Origin of the sequence: Dietzia sp. Alg238-R159 (assembly GCF_900537145.1) — a bacterium.
In the GTDB taxonomy this organism is placed as follows: domain Bacteria; phylum Actinomycetota; class Actinomycetes; order Mycobacteriales; family Mycobacteriaceae; genus Dietzia; species Dietzia kunjamensis.
The window spans coordinates 184,055-199,542 of the sequence record NZ_UNRI01000005.1; the positions used below are offsets into that span (position 1 = coordinate 184,055).

Below are 15,488 nucleotides of genomic sequence, written 5' to 3' on the forward strand. Positions count from 1 at the left end.
CGGCCGTGTCCGGGCGGCCGTGACCGGGCGGTCAGCCGGCCGTGATCGGGGCGGTCACCGCCCGGGTGATCGCCACCAATTCCGCGGGGGCGAGCTCGATCTCCCATCCGCGTCTGCCGGCGCTGCACAGGATCGTGGGGTGGTCCAGGGCTGAGGCGTCCACCACCGTCGCCAGGGGGCGCCGCTGGCCGACGGGTGACACGCCCCCGACGAMGTACCCGGTGCTCTTCTCCGCCACGTCGATCGGCGCCAGGGTGGCCTTGCCGCACCCCAGGGCGGCGGCCGCGGCCTTGAGGTCCAGCGAGCAGGTCACGGGCAGGACCGCCACCGCGAGCGGGACCCGTGACCCCTCGGGAGGTCTGCCGGTGGCCAGGACCAGTGTCTTGAACACCCTGTCCGCGGCCACCCCCAGTCGGTCGCCCATCACGCGGGCCGCCTCGTCGCCGTAGGCGGCGTCACCGGTCGCCTCGTAGGTGTGCACGGTGTGGTCGATACCGGCGTCGCGCAGCGCGGCGATCGCCGGGGTCGCCGCGGCGCCGCCTCGTCCCTTCCTGCTGCCCACGGGACGGGAGCCTAGCGGGTGACGGGGTCCGGAATACCCCGACGGCCCACCGCGTTGATTCCCAGCAGGTACCCGGGGTAGGTCCCGGGTCGGAAGGGAGGGTGCGATGCGGACCGCGGTCCTCGACGCCCCGGGCGTGCGGTTAGACTCCGGGACACCGACAGGTGAGGAGTTCCGGTTGCCGACCGAGTTGCAGCCCGACGAGGCCGACCAGCGCGCAGAGAAGTTCGAGGAGCTGGCGATGCCACTCCTCGACCAGCTCTACGGCGCGGCCTTGCGGATGACCCGGAATCCCGCCGATGCGGAGGACCTGGTGCAGGAGGCCTACGCCAAGGCCTTCGCGGGATTCCACTCGTTCAAGCCGGGGACCAACTTCCGTGCGTGGATGCACCGCATCCTCACCAACGCCTACATCAACCACTACCGCAAGCGTCAGCGCCAGCCCGCGCAGTACCCGACCGATGAGATCACGGACTGGCAGTTGGCCGCCGCGGCCGAGCACACCTCGACGGGCCTCCGCTCGGCGGAGGTCGAGGCGATGGAACTGCTGCCGGACGACGAGATCCGGGCGGCCCTCGCCGAGCTGCCGGAGGAGTTCCGGATGGCGGTGTACTACGCCGACGTCCAGGACCTGCCGTACAAGGAGATCGCGGAGATCATGGACACCCCGCTGGGGACCGTGATGTCGCGTCTACACCGCGGTCGCAAGCAGCTGCGCGAGCTGCTGCGCGACGTGGCCACCGAGCGGGGTTTCGGCCGCGACCGCGAGGAGGGGGCGAAGTGATGAGGGAGCACGACCCACGACTCGACGAGATCGACTGTCGGTCGGCGAAGCGCGACCTGTCCCTGCTGGTGGACCTCGAGTGCGACGACGCCTGCCGCTCTCGACTCGAACATCATCTCGCGGGGTGTCCGGACTGCCGGGAGTTGTTCCTCTCGGAGCGCCGCCTCAAGGCGAAGCTCTCCAGTTCGTGCTGCGAGAAGGCTCCGACCGGGCTGCGGGAACGCCTGATGGTGGAGATCCGACGCACGACGGTGACCACGACGGATGCGGACGGCACCACCGTGGTTCACAGACACACGACCGTCGAGAGACGCGACTTCGGCTGATCCGCGGACGCGGTGACGGACGACGAGGGGGCGGGCACCGGTCAGGTGCCCGCCCCCTCGTCGTCCACGGCGTCCGTACTCAGCTGTTCGGACGCTTACCGTGGTTGGCGTTCTTCTTACGGCGATCCCGCCTCTTGCGGCCACGCTTGCTCATGGTCGCCTCCTTTCGTCGGTGTACAAGTCTTCCATGCGCGGGCCCGTGTGGTTGCATTGGAGGTGTCCGGGGGCCGTTGTCGAGGAAGCAGAGGAATAATCCATATGACTGAACAGGTCCGTGCCGAGATGGTCGCGAACGTCTTGGAGGTCGTCGCGGCGGTCGGCACCGAGGTCGCCGAGGGCGACACGATCGTTCTCCTGGAGTCGATGAAGATGGAGATCCCGGTGCTGTGTGAGGGCTCGGGAACCGTGACGGAGGTCGCGGTGAAGCCCGGCGACGTCATCCAGGCGGGCGATCTCATCGCCGTCATCGACTGACCGATCGGCCGCCACAACGGCGGGAGGCCGGTTCCCACCCTGATCGGGTTGGGAACCGGCCTCTCGTACGCTGGCCGTCCTGGGGTCGGGCGACGGACGCGTCAGACGGTCGGGGTCAGACCGTGGTCCGGGTGCGGGCGCGGCGACGCTTGAGGGCGCGACGCTCGTCCTCGCTCATGCCGCCCCACACGCCGGCGTCCTGGCCGGACTCGAGGGCCCAGGACAGGCACTCGGCGGTGACGGGGCAGCGGTTGCAGACGATCTTCGCCTCGGCGATCTGCGCGAGGGCGGGGCCGGAATTGCCGACGGGGAAGAACAGCTCGGGATCCTCGTCGCGGCAGATGGCCTTGTGGCGCCAGTCCATGGGAACTCCTTCGTCGTGAGACCGAGGTCGGGTGCGCCGGGCAGCACGAAAACGCGCCGTTCAGGCGTGGACCTGTACGATCGACGTGAGAACGTGCGTGTTCGGTGACACCCGACGGGGTGGTGGGGGTTGTACCCGCTCCGCGGGCTCGCTCCTGCTGGAGTGGCTCCCGGTTAAGGCAAGGCAAACACGGTGTGTCTGCGCTGTTACAACTGATCGTCCCACGATTCCCTGACAAGTCAACCCTCTTGAATCTCGATGTGGTAAACGTCACGCGCTTTGTCAAATCGGCGCGAAAGCGCACACCAGAGGCTGTTATCGCCTAGGCGGAGCGCGCCCCACCAGGGGTGTGGGGCCCGGTGGATCCGGTGCCACATAGTCTTGAGAGGTGAACGTGAGACGACAGGACGAGCCCCGTGTTCCGGCCGACCCCCGGATCGCGATCCCCGGCCCGGTCCGCCTCGCCGGCTGGATCGCCTCTGCTCAGGGGCTCATCGGCGTGGGCATCGCGGTGGTCCTGTTGGTCCGTGCGATCGGCGGCCACCGCGAGGAGACCGTGGTCATCAGCGGGTACGGGACCGCCGTGTGGTTCGCGATCCTCGGGGGCGGGTTGTTGGCCGCCGGGCTGGGATTGCTGCGCGGTCGGCGGTGGGGCCGCGGTCTGGTGGTGATCGCCGAGCTGTTGCTGCTCTTCGTCGCGTGGTACGTGGGGGTGGGATCGCACCAGTACCTGGCCGGGATCGCTCTGGCGGTGGTGTGTGCCTCCGCCCTGGTGGCGTTGTTCCGGCGCGACGCCGTGGAGTGGTACGCCGCCTGACCGACTGGTACGTCGCCTGACCGTCTGATACGCCGCCTGAACGGCCGTCCGCGGCCCGGTCAGGCCAGCAGTTTGTAGGCGTGGATCGAGCCGCCGCGGCGTTCGTAGAGGATGTCGCCGATCTGCGCCAGCCCGGTGACGCCGTCGCCCTCCGCGGAGGTGGCACCCAGCCGGAGTGTCTCGACGCCCGAGTCGTGGTCCAGGAGACCGAATCCGCCGGCGACGGGGAGCAGTACCCAATCCCGCGCGGTGGTGACGTCGGGGTCGGGTGACCACCCGCCGGTCAGGCCCGGGCCGGTCGCCCCGCCGGCCGTCCAGGTGTGCTGGCCGGTATCGGTCCGGAAGGCATGGGTGGCGCCGCCGTCGAACCACCGTGCCTGGGTGTCGTCGCCGGAGAGTGTGGTGGCGCCCGGTTTCGCCGCGGGTTCGGAGTCCAGTCGCAGGACGGGGGAGTACTGGCGCGGGGAGGTGAACCACTCGACGGCCCAGGCACCGTCACGGTCGGTCAGTGCGAGGACGCCCTCGTCGGTGACGTCGATGATCCACAGGCCCCGGGCGCCGGTGGTCTCCGAGGCGATCTCCTCGGGCTTGCGGCTGTCCTCGGGGACGGTCTCGGCGAGCGTGAGCCGTGTGGAGTCGTCGCCGGGGCAGCGTTCGGCGACGGCGAACCGGTCGTCGGTGAGGTCGGCCGTTCCGAGGGTGCAGTCGGCGCGTGGTTGCATGTCGGCTTCCTGGGGCGCCTCGACGGCGCCGTACTCGACGGTGCGGACGAGGTCGTCGCGCCAGATCTCGAGCCGCTCGGGGCTGGAGGCGAGCGCGTGCCGCCAGGTCGAGGTCAGTTCCATCGCGTCGGGGAAGGCGCTCTGTCGGGTGCTCGTGTACTGCTGCGTCGTCGGATCGAGGGCGGTGACGTCACTGCACCCGGCGGCCCCGTCGAACGCCGCGGCGAGGATGTCGGCATAGAACGTGGCCGCGCAGGGACGTCCGGCGTGCGAGTAGGTCCACCGCGGCTCGCCCGAGCCCGCGTCGCGGCCCACGAGGGTCCCGTCGTCGTCGATGGTGACGAGGTTGCCCTTCGTGGTCAGTGGGGCGCCCGCGCCCCCCGACGCGTGGGACCACAGGGGCTGGAGGGAGGTGGGGCGCTCGACCGCGGGGCCGTAGACGGGCTGCTCGTCGTCGGCGGCGCCGAAGTCCGATCGGTTCGCGCTCCCCGACAGTAGGACGGCGGCGGCCACCACCGCCATGACGACGACGATGACGGCCGCGGTCGCCAGATCGCGGCGTGTCCCCCGTTCGGAGGGCACACCGGGGAACCGTCGGCCCGGGCCGCCGGTGGCGTGTCTGTCTGCGCGCACGTGCCGTGTGTGGGGAGGTGGTGGCCCGGTCAGTCCTGACCGGCCTGGTCGGGCGACGACGACGAGGGGCGCCGACGGCGACGGCGGCGCCGCGGGGGCGCGTCCCCGGGGGTCGCCGAACCGTCTCCGCTGTCGGTCCCGGGAGCGGGGTCACCGGACGTGGCGGGCGTCGAGGCCCCGTCAGCGCCGGAGGCCCCGGTCCGGGTACGCCGCCGACGGGGTCCCGATCCGGTCCCGGACTCCCGGGCGGGCCCGCGGGAGTCACGGTCGGCCGGGCGGCGGCCGGAGCCGGTCCCGGTGGGGGCGCCGACGCGTCCGCCAGCGCTCTCCGGGATGCCGAGGTCGGACCGCAGGTGCGGGGACGTCGAATAGGTCTCGGCGGGCTCACCGGACCCGAGTCCGAGGGCCTTGTCGATCAGGCCCCACCGGGGCAGGTCGTCCCAGTCCACGAGGGTGACGGCGACACCCGTACGTCCGGCGCGGCCCGTGCGGCCGATCCGGTGCACGTAGGTCTTCTCGTCCTCCGGGCACTGGTAGTTGATGACGTGGGTGACATCGTCGACGTCGATCCCGCGGGCCGCGACATCGGTGGCGACGAGGACGTCGACGTCACCGGAGCGGAACGCCTTGAGGGACTTCTCACGCGCTCCCTGGCCGAGGTCGCCGTGGATGGCGCCCACCCGGAAGCCGCGCTCCGCGAGATCGTCGGCCAACTTCTGGGCGGTGCGCTTGGTGCGGCAGAAGATCATGGTGGCGCCACGGCCCTCGGCCTGGAGGATCCGGGAGACCACCTCGGGCTTGTCGAGCGAATGGGCCCGGTAGACGTACTGGGTGGTGTTCTCGTGCGTGGCGCCGGAGTCGGCGGCCTCGGCGCGGATGTGGGTGGGTTTGGTGAGGAAGGTGCGGGCCAGGGTGATGATCGGGCCCGGCATGGTGGCCGAGAACAGCATGGTCTGGCGCTTCTCCGGAACCATGCGCAGCAGCTTCTCGATGTCGGGCAGGAAGCCCAGGTCGAGCATCTCGTCGGCCTCGTCGAGGACGAGGGCCTCGACCTTGCCCAGCACGAGCTTCGACTGGTTCGCGAGGTCGAGCAGGCGGCCGGGGGTGCCGACGACCACGTCGACGCCCTTCTCCAGGGCCTCGGTCTGCTGCTCGTACGGCGTTCCGCCGTAGATCGCGAGGACCTTGAGCGGGCGGGTGCCGGACCCGGAGGCCGCCGGCGCGGTGAGGCCGGTCGCGGCGATCTTGAGGTCCTGGGTGACCTGGACGCACAGCTCGCGGGTGGGGACGATGATCAGCGCCCGGGGGGTGCCGTCGAGCGTCCTCGTCGCCTCGCCGGTGGCGATGCGGTGGAGGAGCGGGACGCCGAACCCGTAGGTCTTGCCCATTCCGGTCCGGGCCTGACCGATGAGGTCGGATCCGGCCAGTGCCAGCGGGAGGGTGAGTTCCTGGATGGCGAACGTGTGGGTGATCCCGCGCTCGGCGAGCGCGGTGACGATCTCCGGGCGGACGCCGAGTTCGGCGAAGCTGGGGGAGGAGTCGGAGGACGGGGCGTCGACGACGGCGGTCGTCGTGGCCATGCCGTCGACCTCTTCGGTGGTGACATCTGTGGTGGACAGGGCGGTGCCTTTCTCGTCTCGCGCGCGGATGGTTCGGGCCGCACAAGGTCCGGCCTCGCGAGCGGGGCGCGCGCACATTTCCACGGGACCTGTCACGCCCGGCGCCGGAGCGATCCGGACCCGGGGAGTGATCCACGTGCACACATCCTATCCCGTGCCGCCGCCTTTCGAGCGCGTCGGGCTAGCCTGGATCGCACGCACCGCCGATGACGGCGTGACATGCGCCTACGACGAGAAGGGCAGGCACCGTGGAGGTCAAGATCGGCATCGCCGACAGCAACCGTGAGCTCGTGTTCAAGACCGGGATGACGCCGGAGGACGTGTACAAGCGCGTCGAGGCGGCCCTGACCGCGGAGGCCAAGGCGGTACTCGAGCTCGAGGACGAGAAGGGGCGCCGTTACCTCGTGTCCACCGATCGGGTGGCGTACGTCGAGATCGGCGAGACCGCGCGCCGCGCGGTCGGGTTCCTCTCCTGAGGGAGTGAACCCCGGGCCGGGGCCGCCCTCGCGGCCCCGACCCCCGGGGGTCAGGCCTGGTTGTCCGGCTCGGTCCGGTCCCTTCCGTGACAAGGGATCTTCGACAGGCCGCCCCAGCACAGCGTGACCGTCGTCGAGACGGCGTCCGCGCGGGGGATCGGCCGGCCGGCGTCGAGCCAGTGCCCGGCGCTGACACGACTGGCCCCGACCAGTCCGACGGCCAGCAGTCGCGAGCGGTGGGCGTCGAGCCCCGAGTCCCCGCGGACGAGGTCGTGGACCGCGTCGATGCAGCCGTCGGTGGCCCGGTCGAGTTCCCGCCGGACGTCCTCGTCACCGGACTCGGAGTAGAAGACCAGCCGGAACCCGCGGGTGTCGGCGTCGGCGTACGCGAAGAACGTGTCGACGGCCGCCTCGACCCTGCGCCGGTTGTCGGAGGTCGAGTCCAGCGCGGCACGGATGCGTCCGAGCAGTTCGTCGACGTGGTGGCGCAGCACCTCGATGTACAGGTCACGTTTGGAATCGAAGTGCTGGTAGAGCACCGGCTTGGAGACGCCGGCCAGGACGGCGATGTCATCCATCCCGGAGGCGTGGAAGCCCTGGTCGACGAACACGGTCCCGGCGGCGTCGATCAGCTGGCTGCGCCGGGCCCCGCGGGGGAGCCGGGCCGCTCGGGTGCGGCCCGGTGCGGCCGGGAAGGATCCGTCCGGGCTCGTCATCTGCTGGCTCCTTCTCCGCCCGGGCGGGAGTCGACAGGCGTCCGGGCCAGACGGACAATACCCGCAGCCGCGGAGTGCGGGAGGAGGCGCCTCACCCCTCATGTGGGATCGTGTAGGCCTTGACTTCAGGAGTGGACGTGGAGGTGTACGGATGAGCGACGGCCGTCGCCGGACGCCGGGCGGTGCGGACGCCGAGGGTCGTCAGCGACCCCCGTACTACCCTCCGCACGGCGAGCCGCTGCGCGCGCCGTGGGACCCGCAGGAGTCGACCCCGGGGCGCCGCCGGTCGGTGCCCGGATCCCGGGACCACCTGCGTCGGCAGACCCCGGTCGGCAGGTTCTTGGCCACCTGGGGCTGGCGCGCGTACGCGATCCCGGTGCTCGTGGTGCTCACCGCCCTGGTGATCGGGGACGCCATCGTCTCGCCGGGCGCGTCGGACGAGGACCGGGTGGTCCGGGCGGAAGAGACCCCGGCCGTGGTCGGGGTACCCGCGGCGGGTGAGGTCCCGCCCAGTGGTGAGTTGCCGGAGGGCGGCTCCTTCATCGGGGCCGCGAGCGGGGAGTTCAGGATCGTGCCCGGCGGCACCGATCCGGTGGGACGCCCGACGGCCGAGCAGTTCAGCTACACGGTCGAGGTCGAGGACGGGATCGACACCGTCGACTTCGGCGGGGACGACTCGGTCGCCAGGATGGTCGACGCGACCCTGGCCAACCCCAAGAGCTGGACGGCCGACGGCGCAGTCGCGTTCCGGCGGATCGCCGGTGACGAGCCCGCGTTCCGGGTCTCGCTGGCGAGCCCCATGACGGTCCGCGAGAACTGCGGGTACGACATCGAACTCGAGGCGAGTTGCTACAACTCGGCCACGGGTCGCGTCTACCTCAACCTCGCGCGCTGGGTGCGGGGAGCGAGGTCGTTCCAGGGCGACATCGGGTCCTACCGGCAATACCTGGTCAACCACGAGGTCGGCCACGCGATCGGCTACCCGGCCCACGAGCCGTGCCCCGCGGACGGCGCCCTGGCGCCGATCATGATGCAGCAGACGTTCGGCGTGAACAACGGCGACATCCACCAGTTGGATCCCGAGGGCGTGGTCCCGGACAACGACGACACGTGTCGATACAACGCGTGGCCGTTCCCCGACGGACCCCCGGTGGCGGGATGACCGCCGCGGGCGGACCGGGGGACCGCGGCCTTCCCCCGCTGGTGGACCCGGTACCGGAGCTGACGAGGGACGAGCGGGAACGGTACTCGCGGCACCTGTTGCTCGGCGCGATCGGCGACGAGGGGCAGCGTCGCCTGCGCGCCGCGTCGGTGTTCGTCGTGGGTGCCGGCGGCCTGGGTGCCCCGGTGCTCATGTACCTCGCCGCGGCGGGTGTCGGGCGGATCACGGTCGTCGACGACGACGAGGTGGACCTCGGCAACCTGCACCGGCAGGTGATCCACTCCGTCGGGGCCGTGGGCCGACCCAAGGTGGACTCGGCGAGAGACCGTCTGGCCGAGTTGGCGCCCGGGGTCCGGGTCGACGCGATCCACGCCCGACTCGACGCCCTGAACATCGAGTCGCTTCTCGAGGGCCATGATCTGGTGATCGACGGCAGCGACAACTTCGCGACCAGGTACCTGGTCTCCGACGCCTGCGAGATCGCGGGGATCCCGCTCATCTGGGGGACCATCGACCGCTTCCGGGCGCAACTCGCCGTGTTCTGGTCGCGCCCACCGGCGCCCGCCGACCCGGTGACCCTGCGGGACCTCTACCCGTCCCCACCGCCTCCCGGGTCGGTGCCCAGCTGTGCCGAGGCCGGGGTCGTGGGTGCGTTGTGTGGCACGGTCGGGTCGATGATGGCAATGGAGGCGGTCAAGCTCGTCACGGGAGCGGGCCGGCCCCTACTCGGACGCCTGGTCCTGATGGATCTGCTCGAGTCGACCCACCGGGCGGTGACGATCCGACCGGACCCGTCGAGGGAGCCGGTCACCCGACTGCCCGACGGGGCCGACGACGTCTCCTGCGAGATGCCGGCGGCCGGGCCGGCGGCCGTGCCGGTCGTCACCGCCGCCGAGCTCGCGGAGGAGTTGACGCAGGCGGGGTCCCCCGGCGCTGCCGCCCCGGTCCTCGTGGACGTCCGCGGGGCGGGTGAGCGGTCCATCGCCCGGATCGAGCCGTCGCTGTGGGTGCCCCTGGACTCGGTCGCCGAGGACGCCGCGGACCCCACCGGTGTCCTCGGTCGCGCCGCCGCCCGGGGGCGCCTGGTCCTCTACTGCAAGTCCGGTGTGCGCTCCGCGCGCGCCGCCACGACCCTGTCCGGGGCCGGATTCACCGGCGTCCGGTCGTTGGCGGGCGGAATCGACGCGTGGACACGCGACGTCGACCCGTCCCTGCCCGGGTATTGACCGAGGAGGTGGGTAGCGTGGGCGGCGTGAACGATGCGAGGGTCCCCGAGCACGTCCGTGGCGCGTTCGGCGTGACGGACGGCCCGGCCGTCCCCGTGGTCGCCGGCTCCGGGACCGGCTGGCTGGTGTCCACCTCCGGTGCCGCCGTCGTGCTCCGCCCCGTCGCGGACACGGCGCTGGCGAACTGGTCCGCCCGGGTCCGGGAGGAACTGGACGTGACGGGGCTCCGGGTGGCCCTCCCCGTCCGCTCGACCGATGGACGCCACGTCGTGTCCGGCTGGCGCGCCGACCGGGTGGTGTCCGGTCGCCCCGAGGCGCGCGCCGACGAGACCATCGCGTGGTCGGCCCGCATCAACGCGGCGCTCGCCGACGTGGAGCCCCCACGGCCCGCCACCCGCCCGGCGAGGCGACCGTGGTCCGAGACCGACCTGTTCGCGTTCGCCGAGGCGGCCGCCTGGGACGGTGATCCCGAACACGACCTGGCGCCCGGGATGGAGGACCGTGGCACGCCGTTCGCGACCCACCGTGCGGCCGCTCTGCTCGGTGCGACGGGCCTCATCCGGCACCGCAGGCCGGTCGGGATCCCCGTGACCGGCGTGGTCCACGGGGATCTCGCCCGGGGTCTGCTCTTCGACTCGTCCGCCGAACCCGCACTGACCGACGTCGTGCCCTATGCCCGGTCGGCCTCGTGGTCGGCCGCGGTCGTCGCCGTCGACCACCTGTCGTGGGGGACGGCCGATACCGGGGTCCTCGGCAGATGGCGCCATCTCGAGCAGTGGCCCCAGATGGTGTTGCGCGCTGCCGTGTTCCGGCTGGCGGTGCACGCGCTGCACCCCGGTTCGCGCCCACATGCCATGGACGGGTTGCAGTCCATGGCCCGCGAGGTCGGCGAGTTCGTGGGGGACACGTCGGCATGACCCCCCGTTCCCCGCGGGCATCGTCCCGCCCGGGTGCCCTCGCGTTTCCGCTCGCGGCCCTCGTCGGCGTCGTCCTCGTCTCGCTGAACCTCCGGACCGCCGTCACCTCCCTCAGCCCGCTGCTCGGGGTGATCGATGCCGAGATCGGCCTCGGCGCCGCCGGGATGGGGCTGCTGGGGATGGTCCCGACCGCCATGTTCGCCGTCTGGGGTGTGCTCACCCCGATCGTCCTACGCCGGGTGGGTCTGGAGATACTGACGGTCCTGGCGATGGTCGCGGCGGCCGTCGGGCAGCTCATCCGGGCCGCCGCCCACGACCCCTGGGTGATGGGAGCGGGGTCGCTCATCGCGCTGGCGGGGATGGGTATCGGCAACGTCGTCGCCCCGCCCCTGGTCAAGAAGTACTTCCCCCGGCACGTGGCCGCGGTCAGCATGGCCTACATCACCGGTCTGCAGCTGGGCACCGTCGTCCCGGCGCTGGTGGCGGTACCGGTCGAGGAGGCCGCCGGGTGGCGGGTCTCCATCGGGTGGTGGGCGGTCCTCGCCGTCGTCGCCGCGATCCCCTGGATCGTCGAGATCGTGCGGCCGGGCACCCCCACCGACTCCCCTCGTGCCACCGGATCCCCGCGCCCCGCCGACGGCCCCACCGACAGTGCTGCCGCCAGCGCCCCCGACGGCTCCGCCGCGCCCCCCACCCGGCGCATCCGCCCGTGGCGTTCGCCCGTCGGCGTGGCCCTGGCCCTGTTCTTCGGAACCAACTCCTTGTGCACGTACGCGTTCTTCACCTGGCTCCCGGCCGTGGCCGAATCGATCGGGATGACGCGCGCGGAGGGCGGGTTGGCGTTGGCGGTGTACTCGGCGATCGGCCTCATCGCGGCGTTGGTGGTGCCGTGGGCGGCGGGCCGCTTCGAGGACCCGTACGCCGTCGTCGTCGTCTCCGTCGTGTCCTACCTGGCCGGGTTCGCCGGCCTGCTCTGGGCTCCCGGCGCGGCGTGGGTGTGGATCTGCCTGCTCGGCGTGGGACCCAGCACGTTCCCGCTCTGCCTCACGCTGATCAACCTCCGCACGCGCACCCAGGCCGGCTCCGCCGCGCTCTCCGGGTTCTCCCAGGGCGTGGGGTACACGGCCGCGTCCCTCGGGCCGCTCGTGTTCGGCATGCTGTTCGACGGCCCCGGGCTCGGGGCGGGCCTGGCGTTCCTCACGGTGGTGTTGGCCATCATGACGGTCGTCTCGCGGACCGCGTGCCGCCCGAACATGCTCGAGGACACCCTGCGCTGAGGCGTACCGTCCCCCGCGCCGGTCGCGGGCCCGGTCTGCGCGGTGCGGGGTCGACATGCCCTCCGGCGAGCGGCTCGTCCGGGCGGGCAGGGGGGATGTCGTGGTCGTGTGGTCTCATCGAGCCGTGACACAGCCCGCCACCGCCTTGACCGCCACTGCCTTGACCGCCCCTGCCCCGACCGCCCCCCGCGACGCACGCGCGGTCGACGAGCACGGAACGTCCTGGTCGGCGGAACTCGACGACCTCCTCGGGCGTGACTGGTCGGGTGCCCGGACGCGCAGGCAGGACCGGTGGGTCGTGCGCGGGGGCCCGGGCAGCGGGAAGACGTCGCTGATCGTCGATGTGGTGCGCTCCGCGGTGGCCGGCGGGGTGGGGATGGACGGGGTCCTGGTGCTCACCGGCTCGGCGGCGGCCGCGGCCACCCTGTTCGAACAGGCCACCCACGGGATGCCCCCGCACCTCGTGGTCGGCACCGACGCGCCCGTCCGCACCGTGCACTCCCTCGCCCACGCGGTCGTCCGGTTGGCGGCCGCGCGGGCCGACGCACCGCCCCCGCGCCTGCGCACCGGAGCCGAGCACGACGCGGTGGTGCGGGAGACCCTGATGGGCGAACTGGCGGACGGGGCCCCGCACTGGCCCGAACAGATGCGGCCGGCTCTCTCCACCGTCGGATTCGCCCGCGAACTGCGCGACCTGCTCCTGCGTTCGCTGGAGAGGGGCATCGGACCCCGTGAACTCGCCCGGCTGGGCCGCACCGCGGGGCGTCCGGCCTGGGTCGCCGCCGCCGGGTTCTTCCGCCGCCACGAGGAGCAGATGGCGCTGCGGTCCGGGGTGCGTTCCGGACAGTCGGACATACCGGAGGCGCTCAACGCAGCTGAACTCGTCGGGGCCGCACTGGACGCCCTCACCGCCGATCCCGATCTGCGCGAGATCTTCCGGTCCCGCCGTCTCGTCGCGGTGGATGACGCGCAGCACCTCGATCCGCTGGCCGCCGAGTTCGTCGCGGCGGTCGGAGGCGGGGCGGACGTCCTGCTCGTGGCCGAGGACGGCGACCAGTCGGTGTTCCGGTTCCGTGGCGCCGACGGGGGTCTCGCCCGGGCCGTGGTGGACCAGGGTGGCCGCGCGATCGACCTGAACACCGGGCACCGCATGTCACCGGCGATCACGGCCGTCGCCGCGCGCGTCGCGTCGAGACTCCCCGGGGCCGCCCGCCACCGGCCCCGCGAGACGCCGGGCCCGGCCGAGGGGTCGGTGGGGGTGACCGTCGCGGGCTCGTCCGCCGCGGAGGCCGCGGTCATCGCCGACTTCCTCCGCCGTCGACACGTCCTGGACGGCGTCGACTACGCGGAGATGGCGGTGGTGACCCGCTCGCTGCCCCGGGTGGCGGACGCGCTCTTCGCCGCCCTCGACGCCGCGGGGGTCCCGGTCGTGGACGCGGGCGCGGAGATCCCGCCCGCCCACGACCCCGTGGCGTCGGCGCTCCTGCTGCTGGTGCGTTCCGCCGTGGACGGCGAGACCGGAACCGATGCGGAACAGACGCTGGCGATGCTCTCCGGCCCGATCGGACGCGCCGACGCGGTGGCCATGCGGCGCCTCCGGCGCGGCCTGCGTCGCTCCGGGATCGGCGGGAACGAACCGAGCGCGGACACACTGCGCCGGCTCGTGCTCGCGGAGGAGGACCAAATCCCGCCGGGCCTGACGGCGGTGGAGCTCGCGCCGGTGACGAGGATCCGGCGGGCCCGCGCGGCGGTCCTGCAGGAACTCGAGGCGGGCGGCACCGCGGAGGAGGCCCTCTGGGCCGCGTGGTCGGCGTCGAGACTGGAGAAGCGCCTCGTCCGTCAGGCGGTCGCCGCCGACCCGTGGTCCCGGTCCGCCGACCGCTCGCTCGACGCGGTCGTGTCGCTGTTCGACCACGCCGCCGACTTCGTCGACAGGGTGCCCGGCGGGTCCGTCGCCCTCTTCTGCGACGTCGTCTCCGGCGAGGACCTGCCCGCCCCCGGACGCGCGGACACCAGAGCCCGCGGAGGGGCGGTGAGCGTGTTGTCCGCGCACGCCGCGGTGGGCAGGCAGTGGCGGGCCGTGGCCGTGTGCGGCGTGCAGGACGGGGTGTGGCCGGCACCCCGCCGGCGGTCCGGTCTCCTGGGAGTCGACGAGCTGGTCGACCTGACCGAGGTCGCCGGTGACGGCCCGGTGCCGTCCGAGGCCGAGCGGGCCGTGTCCTCCGCCGCCGCCCGCTCGGCCGAGGAACGTCGACTGTTCTACGTGGCGTGCTCCCGCGCGAGGGATCACCTCCTGGTGACCGCGGTCGAGTCGCCGGAAGAGGGTGACATCGCGCCCTCCCGGTTCGTCGACGAGATCTCGGACCTGGCCACCACCACCCCCACCGCGGCGCCCGCCGGGGCGGTGGCAGGCCCGCCCCGGCACGCGCCGACCGTCTTCACGCTCCCGCACCTGGCCGTGGACCTGCGGGCGGCACTCCACGACCCGGCCACCGACCCCGCGGACGCCCGGCACGCGGCCGGACTCCTCGCCGGGCTCCGCGACGCCGGGGTGGAGGTCGCCGACCCGCGGACCTGGTTCGGCGCCGCCGAGCCGTCCTCGACGACCCCGGTGGTCACCTCGACGCCGGGCGAACCCCTCGCGGTCCTCTCACCCTCCGGTTTCGGTGCCCTGGAGGAGTGTCCCCTCCGGTGGTTCCTCCAGAAGGTGCGGGGCGACTCCTCGGACGCCGGATCGGCGGCCCCTCTCGTGCGGGGTTCGGCGGTCCACGCGCTGACACAGGCGGTGGAGGGAGGGATCCCGGAGGACGCACTTCGGGGGGCCGTGCGGCGACGGGCGGAAGCCCTCACGATGGCCCGTGGGTGGTTCGCCGAGCGGGGCGCGGAGTCGATGGTCGAGATGGCCGAGACCTTCCGACTGTGGCGTGCCTCGACGCGCGACCAGTACACCACCGCCGGGGTCGAGGAGGCGTTCGAGTTCGATGTCGACGGCCCGGTGCGGGTCCGCGGACGGATCGACCGGCTCGAGGCGACCACGGCGGGGCAGGTGATCCCGGTCGACGTGAAGACCTCCCGTGCCGCGGCGAGCCACGCCGAGGCCGCCGTGCACCCGCAGCTCGCCCTCTACCAACTCGCCGTCGCCGCCGGGGCCGTCGACTCCGCGGCGGGTCGGGCCCCCGGCGGAGGACTCCTGCTCTACCTGGCGGGCAGGGAGGGGCGCATGCCAGCCGAACGGATGCAGGACCCCCTCGGGACGGCGGCCGGGGAGGAACTCGCCCGGCGGGTGACGGAAGCGGGCCGCGCGACCATCGGACCGTCCTACACCGCGAGGGTAGGTCGCTGGTGTGAGCACTGCGACGTCAGATCCAGCTGCCCGGCGCAGCCCGAGGGAGAGCAGGTGATCGGGTGACCAC

General features: G+C 72.7%; 15 protein-coding genes. 10 read left to right on the forward strand and 5 right to left on the reverse strand.

Translation table 11 applies throughout. The annotated features are described in order from the left end of the window. Positions 1–31: 31 nt before the first annotated feature. The gene (locus G6R20_RS13240) at positions 32–562 is read right to left on the reverse strand and encodes an aminoacyl-tRNA deacylase (RefSeq protein ID WP_163376656.1); all 531 of its coding nucleotides are present in this window, start codon (positions 560–562) and stop codon (positions 32–34) included. Positions 563–668: 106 nt separating this feature from the next. On the opposite strand from G6R20_RS13240, the gene G6R20_RS13245 reads away from it, so the two are divergent. From G6R20_RS13245 to G6R20_RS13255, 3 genes are all read left to right on the forward strand, one after another. Next, a complete protein-coding gene (locus G6R20_RS13245; protein WP_067712319.1) occupies positions 669–1,346 on the forward strand; it encodes a sigma-70 family RNA polymerase sigma factor in 678 nt (225 codons plus the stop codon). After that, positions 1,346–1,672, forward strand: a complete 327-nt coding sequence (locus G6R20_RS13250) for a zf-HC2 domain-containing protein (RefSeq protein ID WP_067712322.1) — start codon at positions 1,346–1,348, stop codon at positions 1,670–1,672. Before G6R20_RS13245 ends, G6R20_RS13250 begins: the two co-directional genes overlap by 1 nt. 258 nt (positions 1,673–1,930) lie before the next feature. After that, on the forward strand, positions 1,931–2,146 hold the full coding sequence (locus G6R20_RS13255) for a biotin/lipoyl-binding carrier protein (protein ID WP_067712324.1): 216 nt from the start codon (positions 1,931–1,933) through the stop codon (positions 2,144–2,146). A 115-nt stretch (positions 2,147–2,261) separates the two neighbouring features. Here the strand turns inward: G6R20_RS13255 and G6R20_RS13260 are convergent, their stop codons facing one another. Then, positions 2,262–2,510, reverse strand: coding sequence for a WhiB family transcriptional regulator (locus G6R20_RS13260; RefSeq protein WP_163376657.1), 249 nt, complete (start codon positions 2,508–2,510; stop codon positions 2,262–2,264). A gap of 394 nt (positions 2,511–2,904) precedes the next feature. On the opposite strand from G6R20_RS13260, the gene G6R20_RS13265 reads away from it, so the two are divergent. Next, positions 2,905–3,327, forward strand: a complete 423-nt coding sequence (locus tag G6R20_RS13265) for a hypothetical protein (protein ID WP_307872459.1) — start codon at positions 2,905–2,907, stop codon at positions 3,325–3,327. A 59-nt stretch (positions 3,328–3,386) separates the two neighbouring features. Here the strand turns inward: G6R20_RS13265 and G6R20_RS13270 are convergent, their stop codons facing one another. Together G6R20_RS13270 and G6R20_RS13275 are read right to left on the reverse strand one after the other, a co-directional pair. Continuing rightward, positions 3,387–4,682 carry a hypothetical protein gene (locus G6R20_RS13270; protein WP_163376658.1) on the reverse strand — a complete coding sequence of 432 codons (1,296 nt, stop codon included), beginning with the start codon at positions 4,680–4,682 and terminating at the stop codon, positions 3,387–3,389. Positions 4,683–4,711: 29 nt separating this feature from the next. Next, complete coding sequence (locus tag G6R20_RS13275) at positions 4,712–6,262, reverse strand: DEAD/DEAH box helicase (RefSeq protein WP_163376659.1); 1,551 nt, start codon at positions 6,260–6,262, stop codon at positions 4,712–4,714. Positions 6,263–6,549: 287 nt separating this feature from the next. Here G6R20_RS13275 and G6R20_RS13280 point away from each other — a divergent pair, with 287 nt between their 5' ends. Further along, positions 6,550–6,777: a DUF3107 domain-containing protein gene (locus G6R20_RS13280; RefSeq protein WP_067712332.1), complete on the forward strand. Its 228-nt coding sequence runs from the start codon at positions 6,550–6,552 to the stop codon at positions 6,775–6,777. Positions 6,778–6,827: 50 nt separating this feature from the next. Here G6R20_RS13280 and G6R20_RS13285 read toward each other — a convergent pair whose 3' ends face one another. Beyond that, positions 6,828–7,493 (reverse strand): TetR/AcrR family transcriptional regulator, encoded by a 666-nt coding sequence (locus tag G6R20_RS13285; RefSeq protein WP_067712337.1) that lies wholly within the window; start codon positions 7,491–7,493, stop codon positions 6,828–6,830. Positions 7,494–7,644: 151 nt separating this feature from the next. Here G6R20_RS13285 and G6R20_RS13290 point away from each other — a divergent pair, with 151 nt between their 5' ends. The 5 genes from G6R20_RS13290 to G6R20_RS19030 all read left to right on the forward strand — a co-directional run bounded on the left by G6R20_RS13290 (position 7,645) and on the right by G6R20_RS19030 (position 15,484). Next, positions 7,645–8,655 carry a DUF3152 domain-containing protein gene (locus G6R20_RS13290; protein WP_067712339.1) on the forward strand — a complete coding sequence of 337 codons (1,011 nt, stop codon included), beginning with the start codon at positions 7,645–7,647 and terminating at the stop codon, positions 8,653–8,655. Then, a complete protein-coding gene (locus tag G6R20_RS13295) occupies positions 8,652–9,881 on the forward strand; it encodes a ThiF family adenylyltransferase (RefSeq protein ID WP_205475872.1) in 1,230 nt (409 codons plus the stop codon). Before G6R20_RS13290 ends, G6R20_RS13295 begins: the two co-directional genes overlap by 4 nt. A gap of 26 nt (positions 9,882–9,907) precedes the next feature. Next, complete coding sequence (locus tag G6R20_RS13300; protein ID WP_240341455.1) at positions 9,908–10,798, forward strand: TIGR02569 family protein; 891 nt, start codon at positions 9,908–9,910, stop codon at positions 10,796–10,798. Continuing rightward, a complete protein-coding gene (locus G6R20_RS13305; protein ID WP_163376661.1) occupies positions 10,795–12,075 on the forward strand; it encodes an MFS transporter in 1,281 nt (426 codons plus the stop codon). Before G6R20_RS13300 ends, G6R20_RS13305 begins: the two co-directional genes overlap by 4 nt. A gap of 124 nt (positions 12,076–12,199) precedes the next feature. After that, positions 12,200–15,484: a UrvD/REP family ATP-dependent DNA helicase gene (locus tag G6R20_RS19030; RefSeq protein WP_275898254.1), complete on the forward strand. Its 3,285-nt coding sequence runs from the start codon at positions 12,200–12,202 to the stop codon at positions 15,482–15,484. The last annotated feature ends 4 nt before the right edge of the window (positions 15,485–15,488 follow it).

Excerpts from the sequence above, each read along its gene's own strand:
- G6R20_RS13275 (WP_163376659.1), bottom strand. The coding sequence starts at position 6,262 with ATGGCCACGACGACCGCCGTCGTCGACGCCCCGTCCTCCGACTCCTCC.
- G6R20_RS13260 (WP_163376657.1), bottom strand. The coding sequence starts at position 2,510 with ATGGACTGGCGCCACAAGGCCATCTGCCGCGACGAGGATCCCGAGCTG.
- G6R20_RS13245 (WP_067712319.1), top strand. The coding sequence starts at position 669 with ATGCGGACCGCGGTCCTCGACGCCCCGGGCGTGCGGTTAGACTCCGGG.
- G6R20_RS13285 (WP_067712337.1), bottom strand. The coding sequence starts at position 7,493 with ATGACGAGCCCGGACGGATCCTTCCCGGCCGCACCGGGCCGCACCCGA.
- G6R20_RS13305 (WP_163376661.1), top strand. The coding sequence starts at position 10,795 with ATGACCCCCCGTTCCCCGCGGGCATCGTCCCGCCCGGGTGCCCTCGCG.
- G6R20_RS13255 (WP_067712324.1), top strand. The coding sequence starts at position 1,931 with ATGACTGAACAGGTCCGTGCCGAGATGGTCGCGAACGTCTTGGAGGTC.
- G6R20_RS13290 (WP_067712339.1), top strand. The coding sequence starts at position 7,645 with ATGAGCGACGGCCGTCGCCGGACGCCGGGCGGTGCGGACGCCGAGGGT.
- G6R20_RS13295 (WP_205475872.1), top strand. The coding sequence starts at position 8,652 with ATGACCGCCGCGGGCGGACCGGGGGACCGCGGCCTTCCCCCGCTGGTG.
- G6R20_RS13250 (WP_067712322.1), top strand. The coding sequence starts at position 1,346 with ATGAGGGAGCACGACCCACGACTCGACGAGATCGACTGTCGGTCGGCG.